This window comes from Rhizobium binxianense (genome assembly GCF_028994275.1).
Lineage (GTDB): Bacteria > Pseudomonadota > Alphaproteobacteria > Rhizobiales > Rhizobiaceae > Rhizobium > Rhizobium binxianense.
Map to the genome: position 1 here is coordinate 3,486,415 of NZ_CP118713.1, position 17,920 is coordinate 3,504,334.

19 protein-coding genes and 1 tRNA gene are annotated in these 17,920 nt (G+C 61.8%); 9 read left to right on the top strand and 11 right to left on the bottom strand.

Features of this window, described 5'->3' with window-relative positions; genetic code table 11:
• Positions 1 to 531: 531 nt before the first annotated feature.
• On the top strand, positions 532 to 1,584 hold the full coding sequence (locus tag PO860_RS17185; protein WP_272783879.1) for a threonine aldolase family protein: 1,053 nt from the start codon (positions 532 to 534) through the stop codon (positions 1,582 to 1,584).
• A gap of 47 nt (positions 1,585 to 1,631) precedes the next feature.
• Here PO860_RS17185 and PO860_RS17190 read toward each other — a convergent pair whose 3' ends face one another.
• Entirely contained in the window at positions 1,632 to 2,486 is an 855-nt protein-coding gene (locus PO860_RS17190; protein WP_273884931.1) for a LysR family transcriptional regulator, read from the bottom strand.
• A gap of 48 nt (positions 2,487 to 2,534) precedes the next feature.
• Here PO860_RS17190 and PO860_RS17195 point away from each other — a divergent pair, with 48 nt between their 5' ends.
• Entirely contained in the window at positions 2,535 to 3,584 is a 1,050-nt protein-coding gene (locus tag PO860_RS17195) for a bile acid:sodium symporter family protein (protein ID WP_183609519.1), read from the top strand.
• A gap of 57 nt (positions 3,585 to 3,641) precedes the next feature.
• On the opposite strand, the gene PO860_RS17200 is transcribed toward PO860_RS17195, so the two are convergent.
• On the bottom strand, positions 3,642 to 4,112 hold the full coding sequence (locus PO860_RS17200) for an Hsp20 family protein (protein ID WP_183609518.1): 471 nt from the start codon (positions 4,110 to 4,112) through the stop codon (positions 3,642 to 3,644).
• Between the two features lie 404 nt (positions 4,113 to 4,516).
• Here PO860_RS17200 and PO860_RS17205 point away from each other — a divergent pair, with 404 nt between their 5' ends.
• A complete protein-coding gene (locus tag PO860_RS17205) occupies positions 4,517 to 5,491 on the top strand; it encodes an alpha/beta fold hydrolase (RefSeq protein ID WP_183609517.1) in 975 nt (324 codons plus the stop codon).
• Positions 5,492 to 5,536: 45 nt separating this feature from the next.
• On the opposite strand, the gene hisN is transcribed toward PO860_RS17205, so the two are convergent.
• Both hisN and PO860_RS17215 read right to left on the bottom strand, forming a co-directional pair.
• Positions 5,537 to 6,310, bottom strand: a complete 774-nt coding sequence (gene hisN / locus PO860_RS17210; RefSeq protein ID WP_183609516.1) for a histidinol-phosphatase — start codon at positions 6,308 to 6,310, stop codon at positions 5,537 to 5,539.
• 275 nt (positions 6,311 to 6,585) lie between these two features.
• Positions 6,586 to 7,467 carry an N-formylglutamate amidohydrolase gene (locus tag PO860_RS17215; RefSeq protein WP_183609515.1) on the bottom strand — a complete coding sequence of 294 codons (882 nt, stop codon included), beginning with the start codon at positions 7,465 to 7,467 and terminating at the stop codon, positions 6,586 to 6,588.
• A 188-nt stretch (positions 7,468 to 7,655) separates the two neighbouring features.
• Between PO860_RS17215 and cpdR1 the strand changes: the two genes are divergently transcribed.
• The 4 genes from cpdR1 (at position 7,656) to PO860_RS17235 (ending at position 10,762) form a co-directional block, all read left to right on the top strand.
• Entirely contained in the window at positions 7,656 to 8,018 is a 363-nt protein-coding gene (gene cpdR1 / locus PO860_RS17220; RefSeq protein WP_003542883.1) for a response regulator CpdR1, read from the top strand.
• Positions 8,019 to 8,102: 84 nt separating this feature from the next.
• Positions 8,103 to 8,177: transfer RNA gene (locus tag PO860_RS17225), tRNA-Val, on the top strand.
• Between the two features lie 571 nt (positions 8,178 to 8,748).
• Complete coding sequence (locus PO860_RS17230; RefSeq protein ID WP_273884930.1) at positions 8,749 to 9,792, top strand: porin; 1,044 nt, start codon at positions 8,749 to 8,751, stop codon at positions 9,790 to 9,792.
• Positions 9,793 to 10,267: 475 nt separating this feature from the next.
• The gene (locus tag PO860_RS17235; protein WP_246718383.1) at positions 10,268 to 10,762 is read left to right on the top strand and encodes a hypothetical protein; all 495 of its coding nucleotides are present in this window, start codon (positions 10,268 to 10,270) and stop codon (positions 10,760 to 10,762) included.
• 10 nt (positions 10,763 to 10,772) lie between these two features.
• Here the strand turns inward: PO860_RS17235 and PO860_RS17240 are convergent, their stop codons facing one another.
• On the bottom strand, positions 10,773 to 11,495 hold the full coding sequence (locus PO860_RS17240; RefSeq protein WP_272783876.1) for a hypothetical protein: 723 nt from the start codon (positions 11,493 to 11,495) through the stop codon (positions 10,773 to 10,775).
• Between the two features lie 243 nt (positions 11,496 to 11,738).
• Between PO860_RS17240 and PO860_RS17245 the strand changes: the two genes are divergently transcribed.
• Positions 11,739 to 12,251 (top strand): MgtC/SapB family protein, encoded by a 513-nt coding sequence (locus tag PO860_RS17245; protein ID WP_272783875.1) that lies wholly within the window; start codon positions 11,739 to 11,741, stop codon positions 12,249 to 12,251.
• Positions 12,252 to 12,303: 52 nt separating this feature from the next.
• Here the strand turns inward: PO860_RS17245 and PO860_RS17250 are convergent, their stop codons facing one another.
• Positions 12,304 to 12,483 carry a hypothetical protein gene (locus PO860_RS17250; protein ID WP_275037904.1) on the bottom strand — a complete coding sequence of 60 codons (180 nt, stop codon included), beginning with the start codon at positions 12,481 to 12,483 and terminating at the stop codon, positions 12,304 to 12,306.
• 58 nt (positions 12,484 to 12,541) lie between these two features.
• Positions 12,542 to 12,772: a hypothetical protein gene (locus PO860_RS17255; protein ID WP_097618241.1), complete on the bottom strand. Its 231-nt coding sequence runs from the start codon at positions 12,770 to 12,772 to the stop codon at positions 12,542 to 12,544.
• Between the two features lie 353 nt (positions 12,773 to 13,125).
• On the opposite strand from PO860_RS17255, the gene PO860_RS17260 reads away from it, so the two are divergent.
• The gene (locus PO860_RS17260; RefSeq protein ID WP_272783873.1) at positions 13,126 to 14,214 is read left to right on the top strand and encodes a DUF475 domain-containing protein; all 1,089 of its coding nucleotides are present in this window, start codon (positions 13,126 to 13,128) and stop codon (positions 14,212 to 14,214) included.
• Between the two features lie 101 nt (positions 14,215 to 14,315).
• On the opposite strand, the gene PO860_RS17265 is transcribed toward PO860_RS17260, so the two are convergent.
• The 4 genes from PO860_RS17265 to PO860_RS17280 form a co-directional block, all read right to left on the bottom strand.
• Complete coding sequence (locus PO860_RS17265) at positions 14,316 to 14,486, bottom strand: hypothetical protein (RefSeq protein WP_183609508.1); 171 nt, start codon at positions 14,484 to 14,486, stop codon at positions 14,316 to 14,318.
• 151 nt (positions 14,487 to 14,637) lie between these two features.
• Positions 14,638 to 16,155 (bottom strand): tripartite tricarboxylate transporter permease, encoded by a 1,518-nt coding sequence (locus tag PO860_RS17270; RefSeq protein WP_183609507.1) that lies wholly within the window; start codon positions 16,153 to 16,155, stop codon positions 14,638 to 14,640.
• 88 nt (positions 16,156 to 16,243) lie between these two features.
• Positions 16,244 to 16,735, bottom strand: coding sequence for a tripartite tricarboxylate transporter TctB family protein (locus PO860_RS17275; RefSeq protein ID WP_183609506.1), 492 nt, complete (start codon positions 16,733 to 16,735; stop codon positions 16,244 to 16,246).
• Positions 16,732 to 17,676: a Bug family tripartite tricarboxylate transporter substrate binding protein gene (locus PO860_RS17280; protein ID WP_272783872.1), complete on the bottom strand. Its 945-nt coding sequence runs from the start codon at positions 17,674 to 17,676 to the stop codon at positions 16,732 to 16,734. Before PO860_RS17280 ends, PO860_RS17275 begins: the two co-directional genes overlap by 4 nt.
• Positions 17,677 to 17,920: the final 244 nt, after the last annotated feature.

A 17,920-nucleotide genomic window follows, 5' to 3' on the forward strand; every position in this document is an offset into this window, starting at 1 on the left:
CCTGTCGAAGCCCGCGGGGCCGCGGGCGGCTTTTCGTCTCGCGCCGCAACCAGAATAGGTTCGGCGCATGACAGCGCTGTTGCATTGTGAAGATCGGCCGCAGACATCTGCTTCTTCGGGAAAGCAAACCGTCGCGTTCCGCGCCTGCCATTTGCCCCCGCACGCCGCCCGTCCACGGGGTTCGACGCTCGCAAGAACTATAGCGTGAAAGCCCGTCTGTTCCAGGGTTTTCGGCACCTCTTCGGCCGCAAGGGCCAAAATAGGACAGCAACGCTGTCCTAATTCATCTGTTCTATGCCAGAAAGCATTCGGCTCCGCAAGAGCGCGCCTTCAAAAAACGACAATTTGCGACGGAAGATTACGGGATCGGTCGCCGCCGCGAAATAAAATTACGCACCAAGGCATTATTTTGTTTATTGATTGCGTAGTTCAATTTTTGTGATGCGTCAGGGGCAGCAGCCTTGATCCTGTGAAGCTTTGGCGTAATCTCCCGCCTCGGCCCTGCCAAACCCTTCCTTCCCAGGTTCCCTCATGTTCTTTGCTTCCGATAACTGGGCCGGCGCCCATAGATCCATTGCCGAACGTCTGCTGGCGGAATCGGCCGGTTTTGCTCCAGCCTATGGCGCCGGCGATCTCGACAAGAAGGTCGAGGCCCGCTTCTCCGAGATCTTCGAGCGTGAGGTTTCGGTTTTCTTCGTCGCCACCGGCACCGCCGCCAACTCCCTGGCGCTGGCGAGCGTCCAGCGCCCCGGCGGCATTACCTTCTGCCATTCGGAAGCCCATGTAATCGAGGATGAATGCGGCGCGCCGGAATTCTTCTCCGGCTCCGCCCGCCTCGTTGCCGTCGACGGCGAAGCCGGCAAGATCGATCCCGCCGGACTCTCGGCAAAGATCGCGCATTATCCCGAAGACGCCCTCCGTCATGGCCGCGCCAGCGCGGTGACGATCACCCAGGCAACCGAGATCGGCACCGTCTATTCGCTGCCGGAGATCGGCGAGATCGCCGCCATATCAAAAAAACGCAATCTGCCGCTCCATATGGATGGCGCCCGCTTCGCCAATGCGCTGATCGCGCTCGACGCCACTCCGGCCGAAATGACCTGGAAGCGCGGCGTCGACATGCTCTCCTTCGGCGGCACCAAGAACGGCTGCTGGTGTGCGGAGGCGATCGTCTTCTTCAATCCTGATCAGGCTCGGGAAATGCCCTTCATCCGCAAGCGCGCCGCCCAGCTCTTCTCCAAGTCGCGTTTCATCGCCGCCCAGTTCGATGCCTATTTCGAAAACGGCCTCTGGCTCGATCTCGCCCGCCATTCGAACGGCATGGCCGACCGCCTGCGCGCCGGGATCAGAGACAATGCCGCCGCCCGCCTCGCCTGGCCGACCGCCTCCAACGAAGTCTTCGCCGTCGTCGGCAAGAATGCAGCAAAGGCCGCGGAGGAAAGGGGCGCAAAATTCTACGAATGGCCGGTGCCGGCGGCAACGCCCGAGCTCGTTTCCGAAAACGAGATCCTGATCCGCCTCGTCACCAGCTTTGCGACGACGGAAGCGGAGGTGGATGGTTTCCTGAAGTGCCTGGCCGCCTGAGCGCGGGAAGGCCGGCCTCCGGCGGGCCTTTTGGTGACGGCCGTGGCTTACGCCGACCTCAGCCTCCTCACCTTTTGCAGAATATCGTCCGAAAGGGCGGCGACCAGCGCCTGATCCGCGCCCTTGCGCGGCACCAGCACGAATTCCACATCTTCCAGCACCGGAAGTTTTGTCACGGCGATCTCTTTCAGCCCCGAGGGCGCCATGCTGCGCGGCTGCACCAGCACGCCCATCCCGGCCCGCGCCGCCGCCGTCAATCCGCTGAGGCTCCCGCAGGTGCAGACGATCCGCCACGCCACGCCGTTCCGTGCCAGCGCCTCGAGCGCGATCGCCCGCGTGACGCTCGGCGGCGGAAAGGCGATCAGCGGCAAGAGGCCGGAGGCGAGCACATGCTCCGGATCGCGCGCCAGCCAGACGAGCGGTTCGCGATAGACGAGTTTTCCGCGTGCATCGCCGAGCCGCCGCTTGGCGAGCACCAGATCGACTTCGCCATTGTCCTGCATCTCGTAGAGAACGCCCGATAATGCCACCGTCAGCTCCAAGTCGACGGAGGGATGTGACCGAACGAAATCCTCCAGCACCGCCGGTAACTGGCTGGTGACGAAATCCTCCGACACCCCAAGCCGGAGGCTGCCGCGCAGGCTGTTGCTCCGAAACAGTGACTGTACCTGCCCCTCGATCGACAGCATGCTGCGCGCATGCGACAGCAACGCCTCGCCATCGCCGGTCAGTATGACCTTATGCGTATCACGCGCCAGCAGCTTGCGCCCGAGGGCCGCCTCCAGCCGCTGGATGTGCTGGCTGACCGTCGACTGGCCGAGGCCGAGTCTTTCCGCGGCGAGCGTGAAACTGCCCATCTGCTCGACGGCAACGAAGCTACGCAATTGCGAGAGGTCCAGCATGAAGATCCAGTTTCTTAATAACTGTTATTCCTTGCATCCTGGATCATAATGCACGACAAAACAACGACTGTTTTATCACGCCGCGAGACTGCCATGCGTAAATTTCTGCCTGACACCTTCACGATCCTGCTCGTCTGCACCGTCATTCTCGCCTCGCTGCTGCCGGCGCGCGGCACCTTCGCGGGGTATTTCGGCATCGCCACCGATCTTGCCATCGCGCTGTTGTTCTTTCTGCATGGCGCCCGGCTCTCGCGCGACGTCGTCGTCGCCGGCCTGTTGCACTGGCGCCTGCATCTCGCCATCCTGCTGACGACCTTCGGCATCTTCCCCTTGCTTGGCCTGGGGCTCGGAATGATCCCCGACACGATCCTGCCGCAGCCGCTTTATCTCGGCATCCTCTTCCTCTGCGTGCTGCCGTCGACGGTGCAGTCGTCGATCGCCTTCACCTCGATGGCGGGCGGCAACGTGCCTGCCGCCATCTGCTCGGCCTCGGCGTCCAACATCTTCGGCATGTTCCTGACGCCGCTGCTCGTCGGCCTGCTGTTTTCCGTCGGCGGCCATGGCGGCTTCTCCTTCGACGCGCTGGAGCAAATCCTGCTGCAGCTGCTGGCCCCCTTCATCATCGGCCAGATCCTGCAGCCCTGGATCGGCGACTGGATCCGCGCCAAGAAGAAGATCCTGATGCCGGTCGACCGCGGCTCGATCCTGATGGTCGTCTATCTGGCCTTTTCGACGGCTGTGGTCGAGGGCCTGTGGCATACCTTCTCGATCGCCGATATCGCCGTCGTCATCGTCGCCGATATGGTCCTTCTGGGCATCGTGCTTGTTTCGACGATGTTCGGCAGCCGCTGGCTGGGCTTCGACAAGGCCGATGAGATCACCATCACCTTCTGCGGCTCGAAGAAGAGCCTGGCAAGCGGCGTGCCGATGGCAAACGTCATCTTCGCCGGCCAGTCGATCGGTGCGATCGTTCTGCCGCTGATGCTCTTCCACCAGATCCAGCTGATGGTTTGCGCCGTCATCGCCCAGAAATACGCCGCCGCCGCGGCCCGCCGCGCAACAGAAAAAGAGATAGAGGAAGCCGCCAGCCCGGCCTGAGCCGCAAAAAAACGGCGCCCCGATCGGAGCGCCGTCCATTTACCCATAAGGGATCAATCAGCCGTTGATGATCTGCGCCTCGATGGCCTTCGGAGCCTCGACCGGTTCTGCCGCAATCGCGATCTTGCGGGGCTTCATGGCCTCGGGAATATTGCGCAGAAGGTCGATATGCAGCAGGCCGTTCTTCAGCGAAGCGGCAGTTACCTCGACATGGTCGGCAAGCTGGAAGCGGCGCTCGAAGGCACGCTTGGCAATGCCGCGGTAGAGGAATTCGCCGCCTTCGGCAGGCTCTTCGTTCTTTTCACCCTTCACGGACAGCACATGGGCATGGGCTTCGATCGAAAGTTCGGTCTCGTCGAAACCGGCAACCGCCATGGTGATGCGATAGGTGTTTTCACCCGTGCGCTCGATATTATAGGGCGGATAGGTCGGCGCCTGCTCCGGCTGGGCAAGGCTGTCGAGCATGGTGAAGAGCCGGTCGAAACCGACGGTGGAACGATAAAGGGGAGAGAAGTCTACGTGACGCATGATGTCCTCCTGTGGAAGCGACGTGTTGCGATGGAATGCCCCTGAAACCCCATTTTTGGCGGCCTCGGGACGGTTGCGCGGGCCCTTTTCGGCGCCCGCAAAAAGGAGATGGTGATGGGATTTGACGAGTTCAAGACCTTTCCGGAATCGCCTTGATCGGCCCGTGAACCCCGCATGAACGACCGGTTCGGAGCGCGTTCAGGCGCATCCGCTAGAGATTGCAGCGTCGGGTGAATCTGGTCCCGATGGCTGAAGTGCATCGTCCCTTCTTCTTCAGTCTCAACTTCGGCCGGCCGCGAGCACCCTCATGCTCCTGCCGGCCCTTTTCCCCACCGCTTTCCAATCCGGATGCCGTGCGCTATCCCTGAAGGCGAAGCAGTCAACAGCGGCGCATTGGCAAAGTCATGGATCAGGTTCTCTATTCGACGCCCGACAATCCCGCCCCGGAAAACCGCTCGGCGGGGTTCTTTGAAACCCATGACGGCCACCAGTTGCGTTACGCCGTCTTCCGCTCGAGTGCTCAGGTTGCCAGAGGCACGGTCGTCATCCTGCATGGCCGCAACGAATATATCGAGAAATACTTCGAAACGATCCGCGACCTGACGGCCAGAGGCCTCTGGGTCGCCACCTTCGACATGCGCGGCCAGGGCGGTTCGCCGCGGCTCCTGAAGCGCCGCAACCACGGCCACATCCGCCGCTTTGCCGATTACGAACGCGACCTCGACACCTTCCTCGAAAAGGTGGTGCTGCCGGATACCCGCCTGCCATTCTACCTGCTCGCCCATTCCACAGGCGGGCTGATCGCGTTGTCCGCCGCTCCCTATCTCACCACCCGTATTGATCGCATGGTGCTGTCGGCGCCCTTCATCGGCCTGACCGGCCAGGCGGCTTCGCCCCGCGTCATCCGCGCTCTGGCAGGCACGCTGACGGCCCTCGGCCTCGGCTTCCTGCCGCTGACGTCGAAACTGAAGGAGCCGGATTTCCTCGACAACCCGCTGACCTCGGACGAACACCGCTTCGAGCGCAATGTCGCGATGATGAAGGCCCATCCGGAACTGACGCTTGGGCCGCCGACAGCCCGCTGGCTGATCGAGGCTTTTCGGACGATGGACCGGGTCACCTCGCCCTACCATCTCTTCTCGATCACCATCCCGACCATCGTCATCGCCCCGACGCGAGACGGTGTCGTGCCCTACACGGCGCAGGAACGGCTCTCGCGTTATTTCCGCGCAGGCCAGCTGGTGCCGATCAACGGCGCCCGCCATGAGATCTTCCAGGAACGGGATACCTACCGCGCCGCCGCCCTTGCCGCCTTCCACGCCTTCATTCCCGGCAGCGATGCCGAGGAGAACCAGGACGTCGCCGCCCTCGGCACGTGATATCGGAGCAGATTGCTGACCGAGGGATCGCTGGTGGCCGAGGGATTAGCGTTGCAGGACGGCGATCGCCTGCTCGTAGACCGCCCGGCTGCCGGCGGCGATAATCGAGCCGCCGTTTTCCGGCCGCCCTCCGTCCCAGGTGGTGATGATGCCACCCGCCCCCTCGATGACGGGAATGATCCCGCCGACATCATAGGGCTTCAAGCTGTTTTCGATGACGAGATCGATATGGCCGGCGGCAAGCAGCGCATAGGCGTAGCAGTCGCAGCCGTAGCGGAAGAGCCGCACTTGGCTCTCGATCTCACGGTATTTCTCCATCTCCTCGCCGACGAAGAGATGTGGTGAAGTGGTGAACAGGATGGCGTTCGAAAGCGCGTCGCATTGCCGTGTCTTAAGCCGCCGTTCCCCCTCCGGCCCGGTATAGATCGAGCCGTTCTGGTCGGCGAAATAGCGCTCGCCGGTAAAGGGCTGCTCGATCATGCCCATGATCGCCCTGCCCTCTTTCTGCAGGCCGATCAACGTTCCCCACACCGGCACGCCGGAGATGAAGGCGCGCGTGCCGTCGATCGGATCGATCACCCAGACATAGTCCCGGTCGAGCCCGACATTGCCGTGTTCCTCGCCGAGAATGCCATGGCCGGGGAAACTCTCCTCGATCAGCGCCCGGATGGCGAGTTCGGCGGCCCGGTCACCCTCCGTCACCGGGTCGAAACCGGAGGAAAGCTTGTTGGTGACATCGAGGCCGGAGCGGAAGCGCGGCAGCGTCTCGGCCCTGGCGGCCTCCGCCAGACGATTGAAGAACGAGCGGTCAGGAAGCATGATCAATCCGTTTGGCTGGCGAGAATGGTGCTTTTCATAGCGAAAAGCAGCGGGAATGCAAACGCAGCAGGCAATTCCAGCGACGCTGCCCAAAGATGTCGCAGCGCAATATATTGCTTGACATTTGTGCAATGCAATAGTAGCGTCCTTCTTACAGTCTTCTGACTGTAAATACCCTCCTTGGGTGTTTCCTCCCTAGACTTAGGCCGCCTCACGGCGGTCTTTTTTTGGCCGGGAAGACGACGGCCAGGCGTCAGCGAAATCGAAAAAGAGATTTATTCGGCTGCCAGCGCTCGATCGCCGGAGAATTTCTCGACGTAATCCGCCATCTGCTGCATGAAGGCGGTGACGGCATCGGCCACCGCGGCAAAATCCGCGCGTTTGTCCAGCGTCACTTCATCGACATAGATCGCCCGGTTCACCTCGATCTGCAGCGCATGCAGGCCGCGCGAAGGCCGACCGTAATGTTCGGTGATGAAGCCGCCGGCATAGGGCTTGTTGCGGATCGCCGCGAAGCCCATTTCCTCGAGGATGGCGATGGCCGCCCGAGACAGTTCGGCCGACGCGCTGGTGCCGTAGCGATCGCCGATGATGAAATCGGGCCGCGCGGTGCTGCCGGCGACGCGCACATTGCCGGGCATCGAATGGCAGTCGATCAGCACGCCGAAGCCGAACTGCACATGCGTTCGCGCGATCAGCCGGCGCAGCGTCGCATGATAGGGCTTGTAGACCGCTTCGACCCGATCGAGTCCCTCCTGCACCGGCAGGCGCCGCGCATAGATCTCCATGTTCTCGGCAACGATGCGCGGAATGGTGCCGAGCCCGCCTGCCACCCTCAGCGAATTGACATTGGCATAGGGCGGCAGCAACCCGTCGAACATGCGCGGGTCGAGCTCGTAGGGCTCGCGATTGACGTCGAGATAGGCGCGCGGAAAGTTGGCCGCCAAGAGCGGTGCGCCGAGTGCGACCGCCGAACCGAAGAGCTCGTCGACGTAATGATCCTCCGAACGGCGGATGGCGATGCCCTCGAGCCTGGACTGGGCGATAAATTCCGGTGGATAAATGCGGCCGCTATGAGGGGAGTTGTAGACGAAGGGAATGGTCTGCGACACGGGCTCATGAACCTCAAAAAGCTCGTATTCGCGTATTTCCGGCACTTTCGGCCCTCTTTACCATGTCATGAACTGGCTGCTTTGCACATGTTGCCAGTTGCCCGGCCTCAAGTCCATACTATGTGGAAGGGATGGCGGTCGCGTACAGGCAATTCACCGGTTGTTTACCGGGTAAAGACTAGTGTAAACGGCGGGCAGCCCACCAAAAACTTATTGATCAGCGGTCTGGATTGATGACTCAGAAGATACTTCTCGCCGAAGACGACAACGACATGCGCCGCTTCCTGGTGAAAGCGCTCGAAAAGGCCGGTTACAAGGTCCTTTCCTATGACAATGGCGCCAGCGCCTATGACCGGCTGCGCGAGGAACCGTTTTCCCTGCTGCTGACCGATATCGTCATGCCCGAGATGGACGGCATCGAGCTGGCGCGCCGCGCCACCGAGCTCGACCCCGACCTGAAGGTGATGTTCATCACCGGTTTCGCCGCCGTGGCGCTGAACCCTGATTCGAAGGCGCCGAAGGATGCCAAGGTCCTTTCCAAGCCTTTCCACCTGCGTGATCTCGTCGACGAGGTCAACAAAATGCTTGCCGCGTAAGGCTTGCCGGGCGGCATGTCACAAAACTGAAAAAAGCCTATTGACGGCTCCAAAGGTTTTGTGATCTATGCGCCGCCATCGGATGGGCGTGTAGCTCAGCGGGAGAGCACTACGTTGACATCGTAGGGGTCACAGGTTCAATCCCTGTCACGCCCACCATCCGATCCCCCTGGCATCGTTGATAAATCCCCGACCTGGGGTTTTCGTTTGCCGAGATGGGCACGCGCCGCGATATTCGCGGTTGGCGTAGCGATCCTCTGGGACGATTTCAAAAATCCGGGATCAAACACCTAGCGAGGCGATTGCTGTTCCCGTTTGAGCGTGTCGCCATCGGTCAGCATGTCCGGGCAACCTGGTTGCCTCGCCCTCTCCGACTCGTGCAGATGGCAGCTACGGCGTGTTTGCATATGAGGACGCACTCATTCGAGCGTCAATTGCATCCCTCCTGCTAAGCGCTCAGCCCCTCGTTGCACACCCATTCGGAAGCGCGTTTTTGTGACGAACAGATGACGGGTTTATGACAAAACGCGTGTTATTTCAGCAACATAGCTGCGCCAGCCTGCTGTCATGGTCGAGATCATTATTGCGGCGCAACATCCCCTGTGTAAGTTCCGCGGCGAGGCAGGCACCGAGCCAAAAAGGTGCCGCTTCGGTCACACGGGTTGAAGATCGTAGGGACTGCCGATGGCAACGGTCTTCATCCTCTTGCATCTGAACTGGAGGTTATTCCATGAACATCAAGAGCCTTCTTCTCGGCTCCGCTGCTGCTCTCGCAGCAGTATCCGGCGCCCAGGCTGCTGACGCTATCGTTGCTGCCGAGCCGGAACCGGTTGAATACGTCCGCGTCTGCGACGCCTACGGCACCGGCTACTTCTACATCCCGGGCACCGAAACCTGCCTCAAGATCAACGGTTACATCCGTTTCCAGGTTGACGTTGCTCCGAACGCCAGCTCGATCGGCGCTGCCGGCGGCGGTTCTGTCGCCAACGACTCGGATTGGGACGCACGTACGCGCGGCCAGGTTCAGTTCACCGCCAAGAGCGACACCGAGTACGGTCCGCTGACCGGCGTCATCGTCATGCAGTTCAATGCTGACAACGCTACGGCTCAAAAGGCCCAGCTCGACTCGGCTTACATCGACATCGCCGGCTTCCGCGCTGGTCTGTTCTACAGCTGGTGGGACGACGGCCTCTCCGGCGAAACCGACGATATCGGTTCTCCGGTCACGCTGCATAACTCGCTGCGTTATCAGTACGAAACCGACGCCTTCTACGCCGGCATCAGCGTTGACGAGCTGGAAGACAGCCCGTTCTTCAATGGCGAAACCGCCAACAACGTCGGCGTTGCCGTCGGCCTCGGCGGCAAGGCTGGTGCATTCAGCTACCAGATCACTGGCGGTTACGACACCGACAACGAAGAAGGCGCCGTCCGTGCTATGGGTACGGTTGCTGTTGGTCCGGGCACGCTCGGCCTCGCAGTTGTCTACGCCAGCAACCCGAACGCCTACTACAACAAGGCTGAATGGGCGATTGCTGCTGAATACGCCATCAAGGCGACCGACAAGCTGAAGATCACCCCGGCTGTTCAGTACTACGACAACTTCGGCATCACTGCCGGCGAGTTCAACGATGACGTCAACGCCTGGAAGGCCGGCGTGACGATCGACTACCAGATCGTTGACAACTTCTCCGCAAAGGTTTCGGTTCAGTACCTCGATCCGGACAATGCGACAGACGTAACCTCGGGCTACTTCCGCCTGCAGCGCTCGTTCTAATAAGAGGCTGCCGGCAATCAAATACCACAGCGCCCTTTGTGCATCTGAAGAGACGCGCGGCGCCGTGGGCCGGCGGCCACAAATTCCTGATCTGACTTGACCTCCGATCGGGAAAGAATGGGCCTGGACTTCCCTGCCTGGGCCCATTCCCCTTGACCAGAAGTGCGTCGAACCCGGAACTACGTTCAAGACGGCAGGCGCTCGATGAGCGCCTGCCGCCGTCATGTCACATCGGTTCGTTGTCGATGTCGGCATCCCAAGCCATCCGGGCCTTGTATCCAGTCAGTTCAAAAAACCTTCCGCTCATTCGCCACCGATCGCCGATCCGGCCGTCGACGAAATCGTGATGCCGTCGATAACAGAGCCAAATTCGGACACAGAACCATGCCATGGCGAACCGAGGCTGAGGCACTGATTCGCTTCGCCAGAATATGGCGCCAGGACGTGGCGTCACGACATGGGGTTTGAGATCGAAATGAAATTATCCGCGCTTGTTGCCGCCGCAATTTTTTCCACCGCCCTTGCCTTGCCGGCCTCGGCAGCGCCGGCTGCTCCTGCCGAGACGTTCCCCGGCGCGCCGGGCGTCATTACGCTTTCCGGCAAATGCGCCAAGCTTGTTGTCGCCAAGTTCGACGCCACCAAGGGCTGCAAGAACGAGCTTGCCAGCGTCACGCTGGCCAACGGCCTGGTCACCTTCATCTTCACCTCGGATGGCAAGGCGCTCGGCTTCCAGGGCGATGGCAGCGGCATCAAGCCCGCTTCCAACGGCAATGCCCGCCTGCCGCTCAGCCTCGTCACCACGGGTGTCGGCAACAAGATGACCGGGGAGGTCAAGGTCGCCGGCTTCTGCACCTTCGGCAATCCCTATTCCGGCAAGCCGATCGCGATCGAATGCACGGCCGAAAGCAAGGATTCCTCCTTTACCGGCAGCTTCCGCACCGGCGGCAAGCTGGTGAAAAAGGGCAAATAGCCACCGTCCCTCAGGCGCACCAGGCGCCGCCGGCAGCCCCCGGTTTGCGTGCCAGCCCCTCATTGATCAGCTGCGCGCCGAAAGAGCGCCCGTCACGCGAGACGACGCGCGGTGCGCCCGAGGAATCGGTCTTGCCCGCCGCATTCATGGTGAAGGGGCCGGCGTTCAGAAGCCCGAGCAGACGCGACTTGGCGGCAAAGGCGACCCGGCGCTCGCCGTCACAGCGCGCCTGGTCGACGACAGGGCTTGCCATATCGGCGATGACGATCTTCTCGCCTTTGTACCAGAAGACGCCGCCGTCGCCGACGCAATTGATATGCGCGCCCTGCCCGCAATAGCCGAAGGCCGCCGTCCCCGTTTCCGCAGCGCCTGTGGAGGCCGGAGCCACCGCCTTGACCGGCTGGATGGTCGGCGTCGGGATCGTCGCCGGCGGCAGCAGCTGCGACTGTGGCACCGGCTGTACGGCTTTCGGCATGGGTGTGGCCAGCGCCACCTGCTCCGTCGGCACGTCCTTCCTGAGGGGAGGTTTCGGCTCCGCCGTTTCCTGCATGACCGGCGCCGATTGCCTTGCAAGCATCGGCTGGATCTTCTTCCAGTTGTCGTGGGCAACGATGCCGCCGATTGCGGCAATGCCGATCACCGCCCAGGGCAATAATCCACCACCGCTGCTGCGGGCTTTGCTCTTTCCTCTCGCCGGCGCCTTGCGGCGGCCGCGTGTCGCTGTCTTGGCCATCTGTCCGATTCCCGTGAGGCCGCAATTATCGCCGCCCAATCCTTTCTGAAAGGTTGGCGCCGCAACAGGATGATGCTTGATCCCCGATCTTTGGTTCGATGACATGCAATCGCCGGGGCTGCGTCGAAAAAGTCGCGCAACGCTGGAGCGCAACGACCCACGTCCTTGAGTGAAAAAAGCTGAACAAATTCCGCGCCCATACGTTAGCCAGCGAAAAATTCCGTATGTTCTGGGGAGAAATCCATGGATCTGATCATCGCCGACATGATACCGGCGTCGCGTATCCACTATCCCGTCATCTTCGCCCGCCTGCTCGGCGCCATCGTCTTCGGCGGGCTGATCGGCTTCGAGCGTGAGGCCCGCGACCGCCCGGCAGGCTTCCGGACCCATATCCTGATCAGTCTTGCCGCGGCCCTCTTCGCCATCATTTCGATCGAGGCCGTGCACATGCCGGGTTTTTCCGATGACGAGCAGGTGCGCATCGATCCGCTGCGCGTCATCGAAGCCGTAACCGCCGGCGTCGCCTTCCTTGCTGCCGGCATGATCGTCTTTGCAAGAGGCCGGGTGCACGGGCTGACGACGGGGGCCGGCATGTGGCTTTCCGGCGCGATCGGCCTCGCCATGGGCTTCGGTTATTGGCCGATCGCCTTCTTCACGACGCTGGCGGCCATCTGCGTGCTCTTCGCCTTCGGTAAGCTCGAACAACGGTTCGGCTACAATTCCGGACAGCGTGTCGATCGGGACAAAGGCCAATAAAACGGCGCCCGGCATCGTGCCGGGCGCCCCTATCGGCGTTAATCTCTGTTGCTCACTCGGAGCATGCGACCGAAGGATCGCTTCTTCCAGCCGCTGCCGTGCCGTCCATGGACGCGGCAAGCGGTTTCTGGCGTTTGCCGATATTGATGCGCTCGTCCGCCGCCTCGCGGACCGCCTGCCATTCATTTTCGTGCCGGATGAAAATCTCGCGGGGCACAAAGTTGATCGTCATATGTTTCTCACCCTTCAAATTTAGCGTCGGCGCGTCAAAGAGGCTTCCCGAATGCTGGTCATTTCTTGGTCTCTGTATTGCCTTTGATGTCGGGACCACCCTTGGAAAGATCTGCACCGCTAACGTGGGCCGGCACGTGAATGTCGTGATAGACGCCGGGCGTCAGCGTCAGGTCGACATGATGCGGCGGCAGTACCTGCGCCTTCTGCATGCGGTTCGGCTTTGCCCGCTTCATGCGGTCGGACGCCTCCGTGCGTTTGTCGGGAATATGGGTCGAAGTGTGCATCATCGGCCTCCTTTTTTAAGCTCAACCAGAGCCTAACGGGCAGGCACCGAGATGGTTCCCAAAAAAATCACCTGATGTCGAAGGGCGGCCGGCCTTGACTGGCTGGGGAAGTTCATTACCTAGGGCCTATCCCGCAGCCTTCCAGACATCGGCTGACGGGGAACTTTGGTGCCGGGCCCCTCTGGCGAGAGTTTTAACGGCGCTCTCGTGATGTCGGTACCGCCTGCAGCTTAGCCGGCGGATTTTTCATCGATGAACAAGCTCACCATGCCTGACCCGCATGCCCGTGGTGGCGTGCCGCGTCTTTCCAGCATAGCCACCCTCGTCAACACGATTTGCGGCCGCGAGGTGCGGCCATGAACCAGCCCGCGACCCCATCCTCGCTCAGCTATTTCCGCTGGGCCTTCATCGTCACTGCCCTCGGCCTCGTTCTTGGCGCCGTGCTCGGTTGGCAGACCACAGGCACGATCGGCGGGATGGCGACCGTCTTCTTCATCTGCACCGTGCTTGCGGTGCTGGAGATTTCGCTGTCCTTCGACAATGCCATCGTCAATGCCAACAAGCTGAAGGAGATGACGCCGGTCTGGCAGAAGCGCTTCCTCACCTGGGGCATCATCATCGCCGTCTTCGGCATGCGCATCGTCTTCCCGCTGGCGATCGTCGCCATTGCGGCACAGATCGGCCCCTGGGATGCTCTGGTGCTTGCCGCCCGCGAGCCGGCCGAATATGCCCGCATCATGAACGATGCGCATCTGCCGATCGCAGCCTTCGGCGGCACCTTCCTGATGATGGTCGGCCTCAACTACTTCTTCGACCACAAGAAGGAAATCCACTGGCTTCCGGGCCTGGAAAGGGTGATGGCGCGTTCGGCCACCATCAAGGGCATCGAGATCGCCTTCGTGCTGGCGCTGATGCTGGTTTTCTCCTGGCTGATCGGCGGTGAGGAAGCCACCGTCTTCGTCCATTGCGCCATCTACGGCCTGCTCACCTTCCTCGCGGTCGAAGTGGTCGGCGGACTGCTCGATGCCTCGCAAAAGACGATGAGCGCTGCCGCCAAGGGCGGTCTCGGCGCCTTCATCTATCTCGAGGTGCTGGATGCCAGCTTCTCCTTCGACGGCGTCATCGGCGCCTTTGCGCTGACACAGAACCTCTTCGTCATCGCCATCGGCCTCGGCATCGGCGCCATGTATGTGCGCTCGATGACGATCATGCTGGTGGAAAAGGGAACGCTTGCCGAATACCGCTATCTCGAGCATGGCGCCTTCTACGCCATCCTGATCCTCTCGGTGATCATGTATGCGCAGACCCTGGTGCACATCCCCGAGGTGATCACCGGCCTCGGCGGCGCGGCGCTGATCGGCTTGTCGCTCTGGTCGTCCATCCGCCACAACAAGCGTGAGCGGGTGGAAGATCAAGCCGCCGGACAGGAAGAGCTTCACGCCTGATTTTACGGGCCGCGGTGCTCGGCACTACGGCACCCTTTCAGAAAAATAAAGCCCGCGACCATCCGGTTGCGGGCTAATTCATTCATGCATGGCTGGAAGGTCTAGCGGATGACCTGACCGAAGGAGACCGGATCAATGCCGAGTTCCTTAAGGTCGCGGGCACGCGGACGGCGGCCGGCTTCGACGGCGGCGCTGACGGCATTTGCGGCGCCGAGCGCAGCAAATGCGCGGCCAAGGAAACCGGTATGGATTGAACTGCGGGTAGCGGACATTGTCTTCTTCTCTCACTCTATGATTGACCATTCATAGGTGGGCACCCGAGCGCGCCGCAACAATGCACGTAAAATCACCGCAGCCATGCAAAAAGAAGAGGCCGGCGCATGTCTCCATGGCCGGCCGCGAGGCAGGGGTAAGGTCGTCTTTTTAGTCTTCGTTTGCCGCCAGCTGCGACAGCACCTGGCCGCGGCCGCGCAGCCGCAGGATCAGCGGGATGAGGAAGGCCGCCGCCGCAACGATGAGCAGACCCGCCGCGATCGGCGACATGACAAGCATCGTCACATCGCCCTGGCTGATCGCCAGCGCCCGGCGCAGCTGCTGCTCGGCAAGCGGCCCGAGGATCAGGCCGACGACGGTGGGAGCGATCGGATAGCCGAAGAGCCGCATCACATAGCCGAGCAAGCCAAAGGTGAGCAGCATGCCGAGCTCGAACACCGATGGATTGGCACCGATCGTTCCAAGCGTCGCAAACAGCAGGATGCCCGCATAGAGCCATGGCTTGGGAATGGTCAGCAACCGCACCCAGAGCCCGATCATCGGCAGGTTCAGCACCAACAGCATCGCATTGGCGATGAGCAGGCTGGCGATCAGTCCCCAGACGAGTTGCGGATTGGTGGCAAACAGCAGCGGCCCCGGCTGCAAGCCGTATTGCTGGAAGCCGGCCAGCATGATCGCCGCCGTCGCCGTCGTCGGCAGGCCAAGTGTCAGAAGCGGCACCAGCGTGCCGGCGGCCGACGCGTTGTTCGCTGCCTCGGGACCGGCCACGCCTTCGATCGCGCCATGGCCGAATTCCTCCGGGTTCTTCGCCAGCCGCTTTTCGGTCGCATAGGAGAGGAAGGTGCCGATTTCGGCGCCGCCCGCCGGCATCGCGCCGATCGGGAAACCGATCAGCGTGCCGCGCAGCCAGGGCTTCCACGAGCGCGCCCAGTCCTCAGCGGTCATCCAGAGCGAACCCTTGACCGCCTCGACCTTCTCGGCGATCCGGTTGCCCTGCGCGGCGATATAAAGCGTCTCGCCGATCGCAAACATCGCCACGGCAAGCGTCGTCACCTCGACACCGTCGAGCAGGTCGGGAATACCGAAGGACAGCCGCGCCTGCCCGGTCTGCTGGTCGATGCCGACCATGGCGAGCGCAAAACCGATAAACAGCGAGGTCAGCCCTCTCAATGCCGAATCGCCGAAGGCCGAGGAAACGGTGACGAAAGCAAGCACCATCAGCGCGAAATATTCGCGCGGCCCGAAGACCAGCGCCAGCTTGACGATATAGGGAGCGATGAAGGCAAGCCCGAGCGTGGCGATCAGGCCGGCGACGAAGGAGCCGATCGCCGCTGTCGCCAGGGCCGGTCCGCCACGCCCGGCGCGCGCCATCTTGTTGCCCTCGAGCGCGGTGACGATCGAGGCGCTTTCACCCGGCGTGTTGAGCAGGATCGAGGTCGTCGAACCGCCATACATGCCGCCGTAATAGATGCCGGCGAACATGATCAGCGAACCGCCGGGATCGAGCTTGTAGGTGACCGGCAACAGCAGCGCCACGGTGAGTGCCGGGCCGATGCCGGGAAGCACGCCGACGGCGGTGCCGAGCGTCACGCCGACCAGCGCATAAACCAGGTTCATCGGCTGCATCGCAACCAGGATACCCTGCCATAGGAATTCGAATGTGCTCATCTTGGTGTCCCAAGCGGCGTTCCCGACCATCCGATTTCGGGGTCAGGCGCCGCGCAAAATCAAAAGAGCTGACAGCGCGTCCGCGCGGTCAGAAGAACAGATGTTCGAGCGGGCCGGCGGGCAGCGTCAGTTGCAACAGCTGCGAGAAGATTGCCCAGACGGCGAAGCTGAAGACGATGCCAAGCGGCAGCGAGATCCAGAGCTTGCGTTTGCCGAAGCCGCGTGCCGTCAGCGCGAAGAGGATGCCGGTCGCGATCGAGAAGCCGGCGACGCGCAAAAGCAGCATCTGGCCGGCAAGACCGGCGACGATCCAGATGACGGGTGCGACTTCCTGGCGGTCACGTTCCGGAAAATCGCCGCGCCAGGCTTCGAAGGCGGTCCAGATCCCGAGACAGAAGAGGCCGAACGCCACCACTTGCGGCACGGTCGCCGGACCGATGCGGTCGTACTGCGCAATGGTTTTCAGATGCAGGGCATCCCAGGCCATCACGCCGGCGACGACGAAGAGGAAAACGGCAATGATGAACGCCGCCCAATCAGGGCGGCGCTCGGTTGCCGAGGATGTGTTATCCTCGCTCATTGAACAAGTCCGATATCTTTGAGAATGCCTTCAGTGGCGGAGACATCCTTCTCGAGCTGCGCCTTGAAGGCGTCGCCGGACAGATAGGTGTCGGCCCAGCCCTTGGTCTTCAAGGTTTCCTGCCAGGTGGCGGAGCTATGCAGCTTCTCGAAATCGGCGGTGATGCTTGCCACCTGCTCGGCCGACAGGCCGGGCGCAGCGGCAACCATGCGCCAGTTCTGGATGGTGACGTCGGTGCCGGCTTCCTTCAGCGTCGGGGCATCGACGCCGTCGATACGCTTGTCGCTCGATACGGCGAGAAGACGGAGCGTGCCGGATTTCACCTGCGATTCGAACTCGCTGTAGCTCGAGACGCCTGCTGTGACCTGGCCGCCGAGAATGGCGGCGAGCGCCTCACCGCCGCCGGAGAAGGCGACATAGTTGATCTTCGTCGGATCGACGCCGGAGGCCTTGGCGATCAGGCCGACCGTGATGTGGTCGGTACCGCCGGCCGAACCGCCGCCCCAGGAAACCGAACCCGGATCCTTCTTCAGCGCCGCGACCAGATCGGCCATGGTCTTGATCTCGGAAGAAGCGGGAACGACGACGGCTTCATATTCGCCGGTCAGGCGGGCGATCGGCGTAACGTCCTTGAGCGTCACCGGCGATTTGTTGGTGAGAATTGCGCCGACCATGACATAGCCGCCGACGATCAGCGAGTTCGGATTGCCGGCAGCCTGGCTGCTGAACTGTGCAAGGCCGATGGTGCCGCCGGCGCCCGGAACGTTCTGGACCTGCACGTTGCCGGAGATTTTCTCCTGCTGCAATGCGGTCTGCAGCGAACGGGCCGTCTGGTCCCAGCCGCCGCCCGGAGCGGCAGGCGCGATGATGGTGTAGTCGGCCGCATAGGCCGGCAGCGCGATGGTCGCGGCAAGAAGGGTTGCGATGAATGTATGCTTCACGATGTGTCCTCCGTGGGCGGCTGAGCAAACCGCCTGTTATTCTCCAGGGAATCGGGAGGAATGGCTGATCAGCGGACACAAATGTCCTGAATGACGAGCGGAAAACCTCCCAAAGCTTCAGCTCTCCGCCTCCACGGAGAAGAAGTAGCCAAAGCGACCACAACAAGCTGTCATTTAGCTGACATCGGCGAGATATCCAGAAGCACAGGACACTTTTTTGCCGTAATTGGGGGGTGGCGGTCCA

Coding starts and splice junctions, on each gene's coding strand:
- PO860_RS17185 (WP_272783879.1), top strand. CDS start 532: ATGTTCTTTGCTTCCGATAACTGGGCCGGCGCCCATAGATCCATTGCC.
- PO860_RS17190 (WP_273884931.1), bottom strand. CDS start 2,486: ATGCTGGACCTCTCGCAATTGCGTAGCTTCGTTGCCGTCGAGCAGATG.
- PO860_RS17195 (WP_183609519.1), top strand. CDS start 2,535: ATGCACGACAAAACAACGACTGTTTTATCACGCCGCGAGACTGCCATG.
- PO860_RS17200 (WP_183609518.1), bottom strand. CDS start 4,112: ATGCGTCACGTAGACTTCTCTCCCCTTTATCGTTCCACCGTCGGTTTC.
- PO860_RS17205 (WP_183609517.1), top strand. CDS start 4,517: ATGGATCAGGTTCTCTATTCGACGCCCGACAATCCCGCCCCGGAAAAC.
- hisN (WP_183609516.1), bottom strand. CDS start 6,310: ATGCTTCCTGACCGCTCGTTCTTCAATCGTCTGGCGGAGGCCGCCAGG.
- cpdR1 (WP_003542883.1), top strand. CDS start 7,656: ATGACTCAGAAGATACTTCTCGCCGAAGACGACAACGACATGCGCCGC.
- PO860_RS17230 (WP_273884930.1), top strand. CDS start 8,749: ATGAACATCAAGAGCCTTCTTCTCGGCTCCGCTGCTGCTCTCGCAGCA.
- PO860_RS17235 (WP_246718383.1), top strand. CDS start 10,268: ATGAAATTATCCGCGCTTGTTGCCGCCGCAATTTTTTCCACCGCCCTT.
- PO860_RS17240 (WP_272783876.1), bottom strand. CDS start 11,495: ATGGCCAAGACAGCGACACGCGGCCGCCGCAAGGCGCCGGCGAGAGGA.
- PO860_RS17245 (WP_272783875.1), top strand. CDS start 11,739: ATGGATCTGATCATCGCCGACATGATACCGGCGTCGCGTATCCACTAT.
- PO860_RS17250 (WP_275037904.1), bottom strand. CDS start 12,483: ATGACGATCAACTTTGTGCCCCGCGAGATTTTCATCCGGCACGAAAAT.
- PO860_RS17255 (WP_097618241.1), bottom strand. CDS start 12,772: ATGATGCACACTTCGACCCATATTCCCGACAAACGCACGGAGGCGTCC.
- PO860_RS17260 (WP_272783873.1), top strand. CDS start 13,126: ATGAACCAGCCCGCGACCCCATCCTCGCTCAGCTATTTCCGCTGGGCC.
- PO860_RS17265 (WP_183609508.1), bottom strand. CDS start 14,486: ATGTCCGCTACCCGCAGTTCAATCCATACCGGTTTCCTTGGCCGCGCA.
- PO860_RS17270 (WP_183609507.1), bottom strand. CDS start 16,155: ATGAGCACATTCGAATTCCTATGGCAGGGTATCCTGGTTGCGATGCAG.
- PO860_RS17275 (WP_183609506.1), bottom strand. CDS start 16,735: ATGAGCGAGGATAACACATCCTCGGCAACCGAGCGCCGCCCTGATTGG.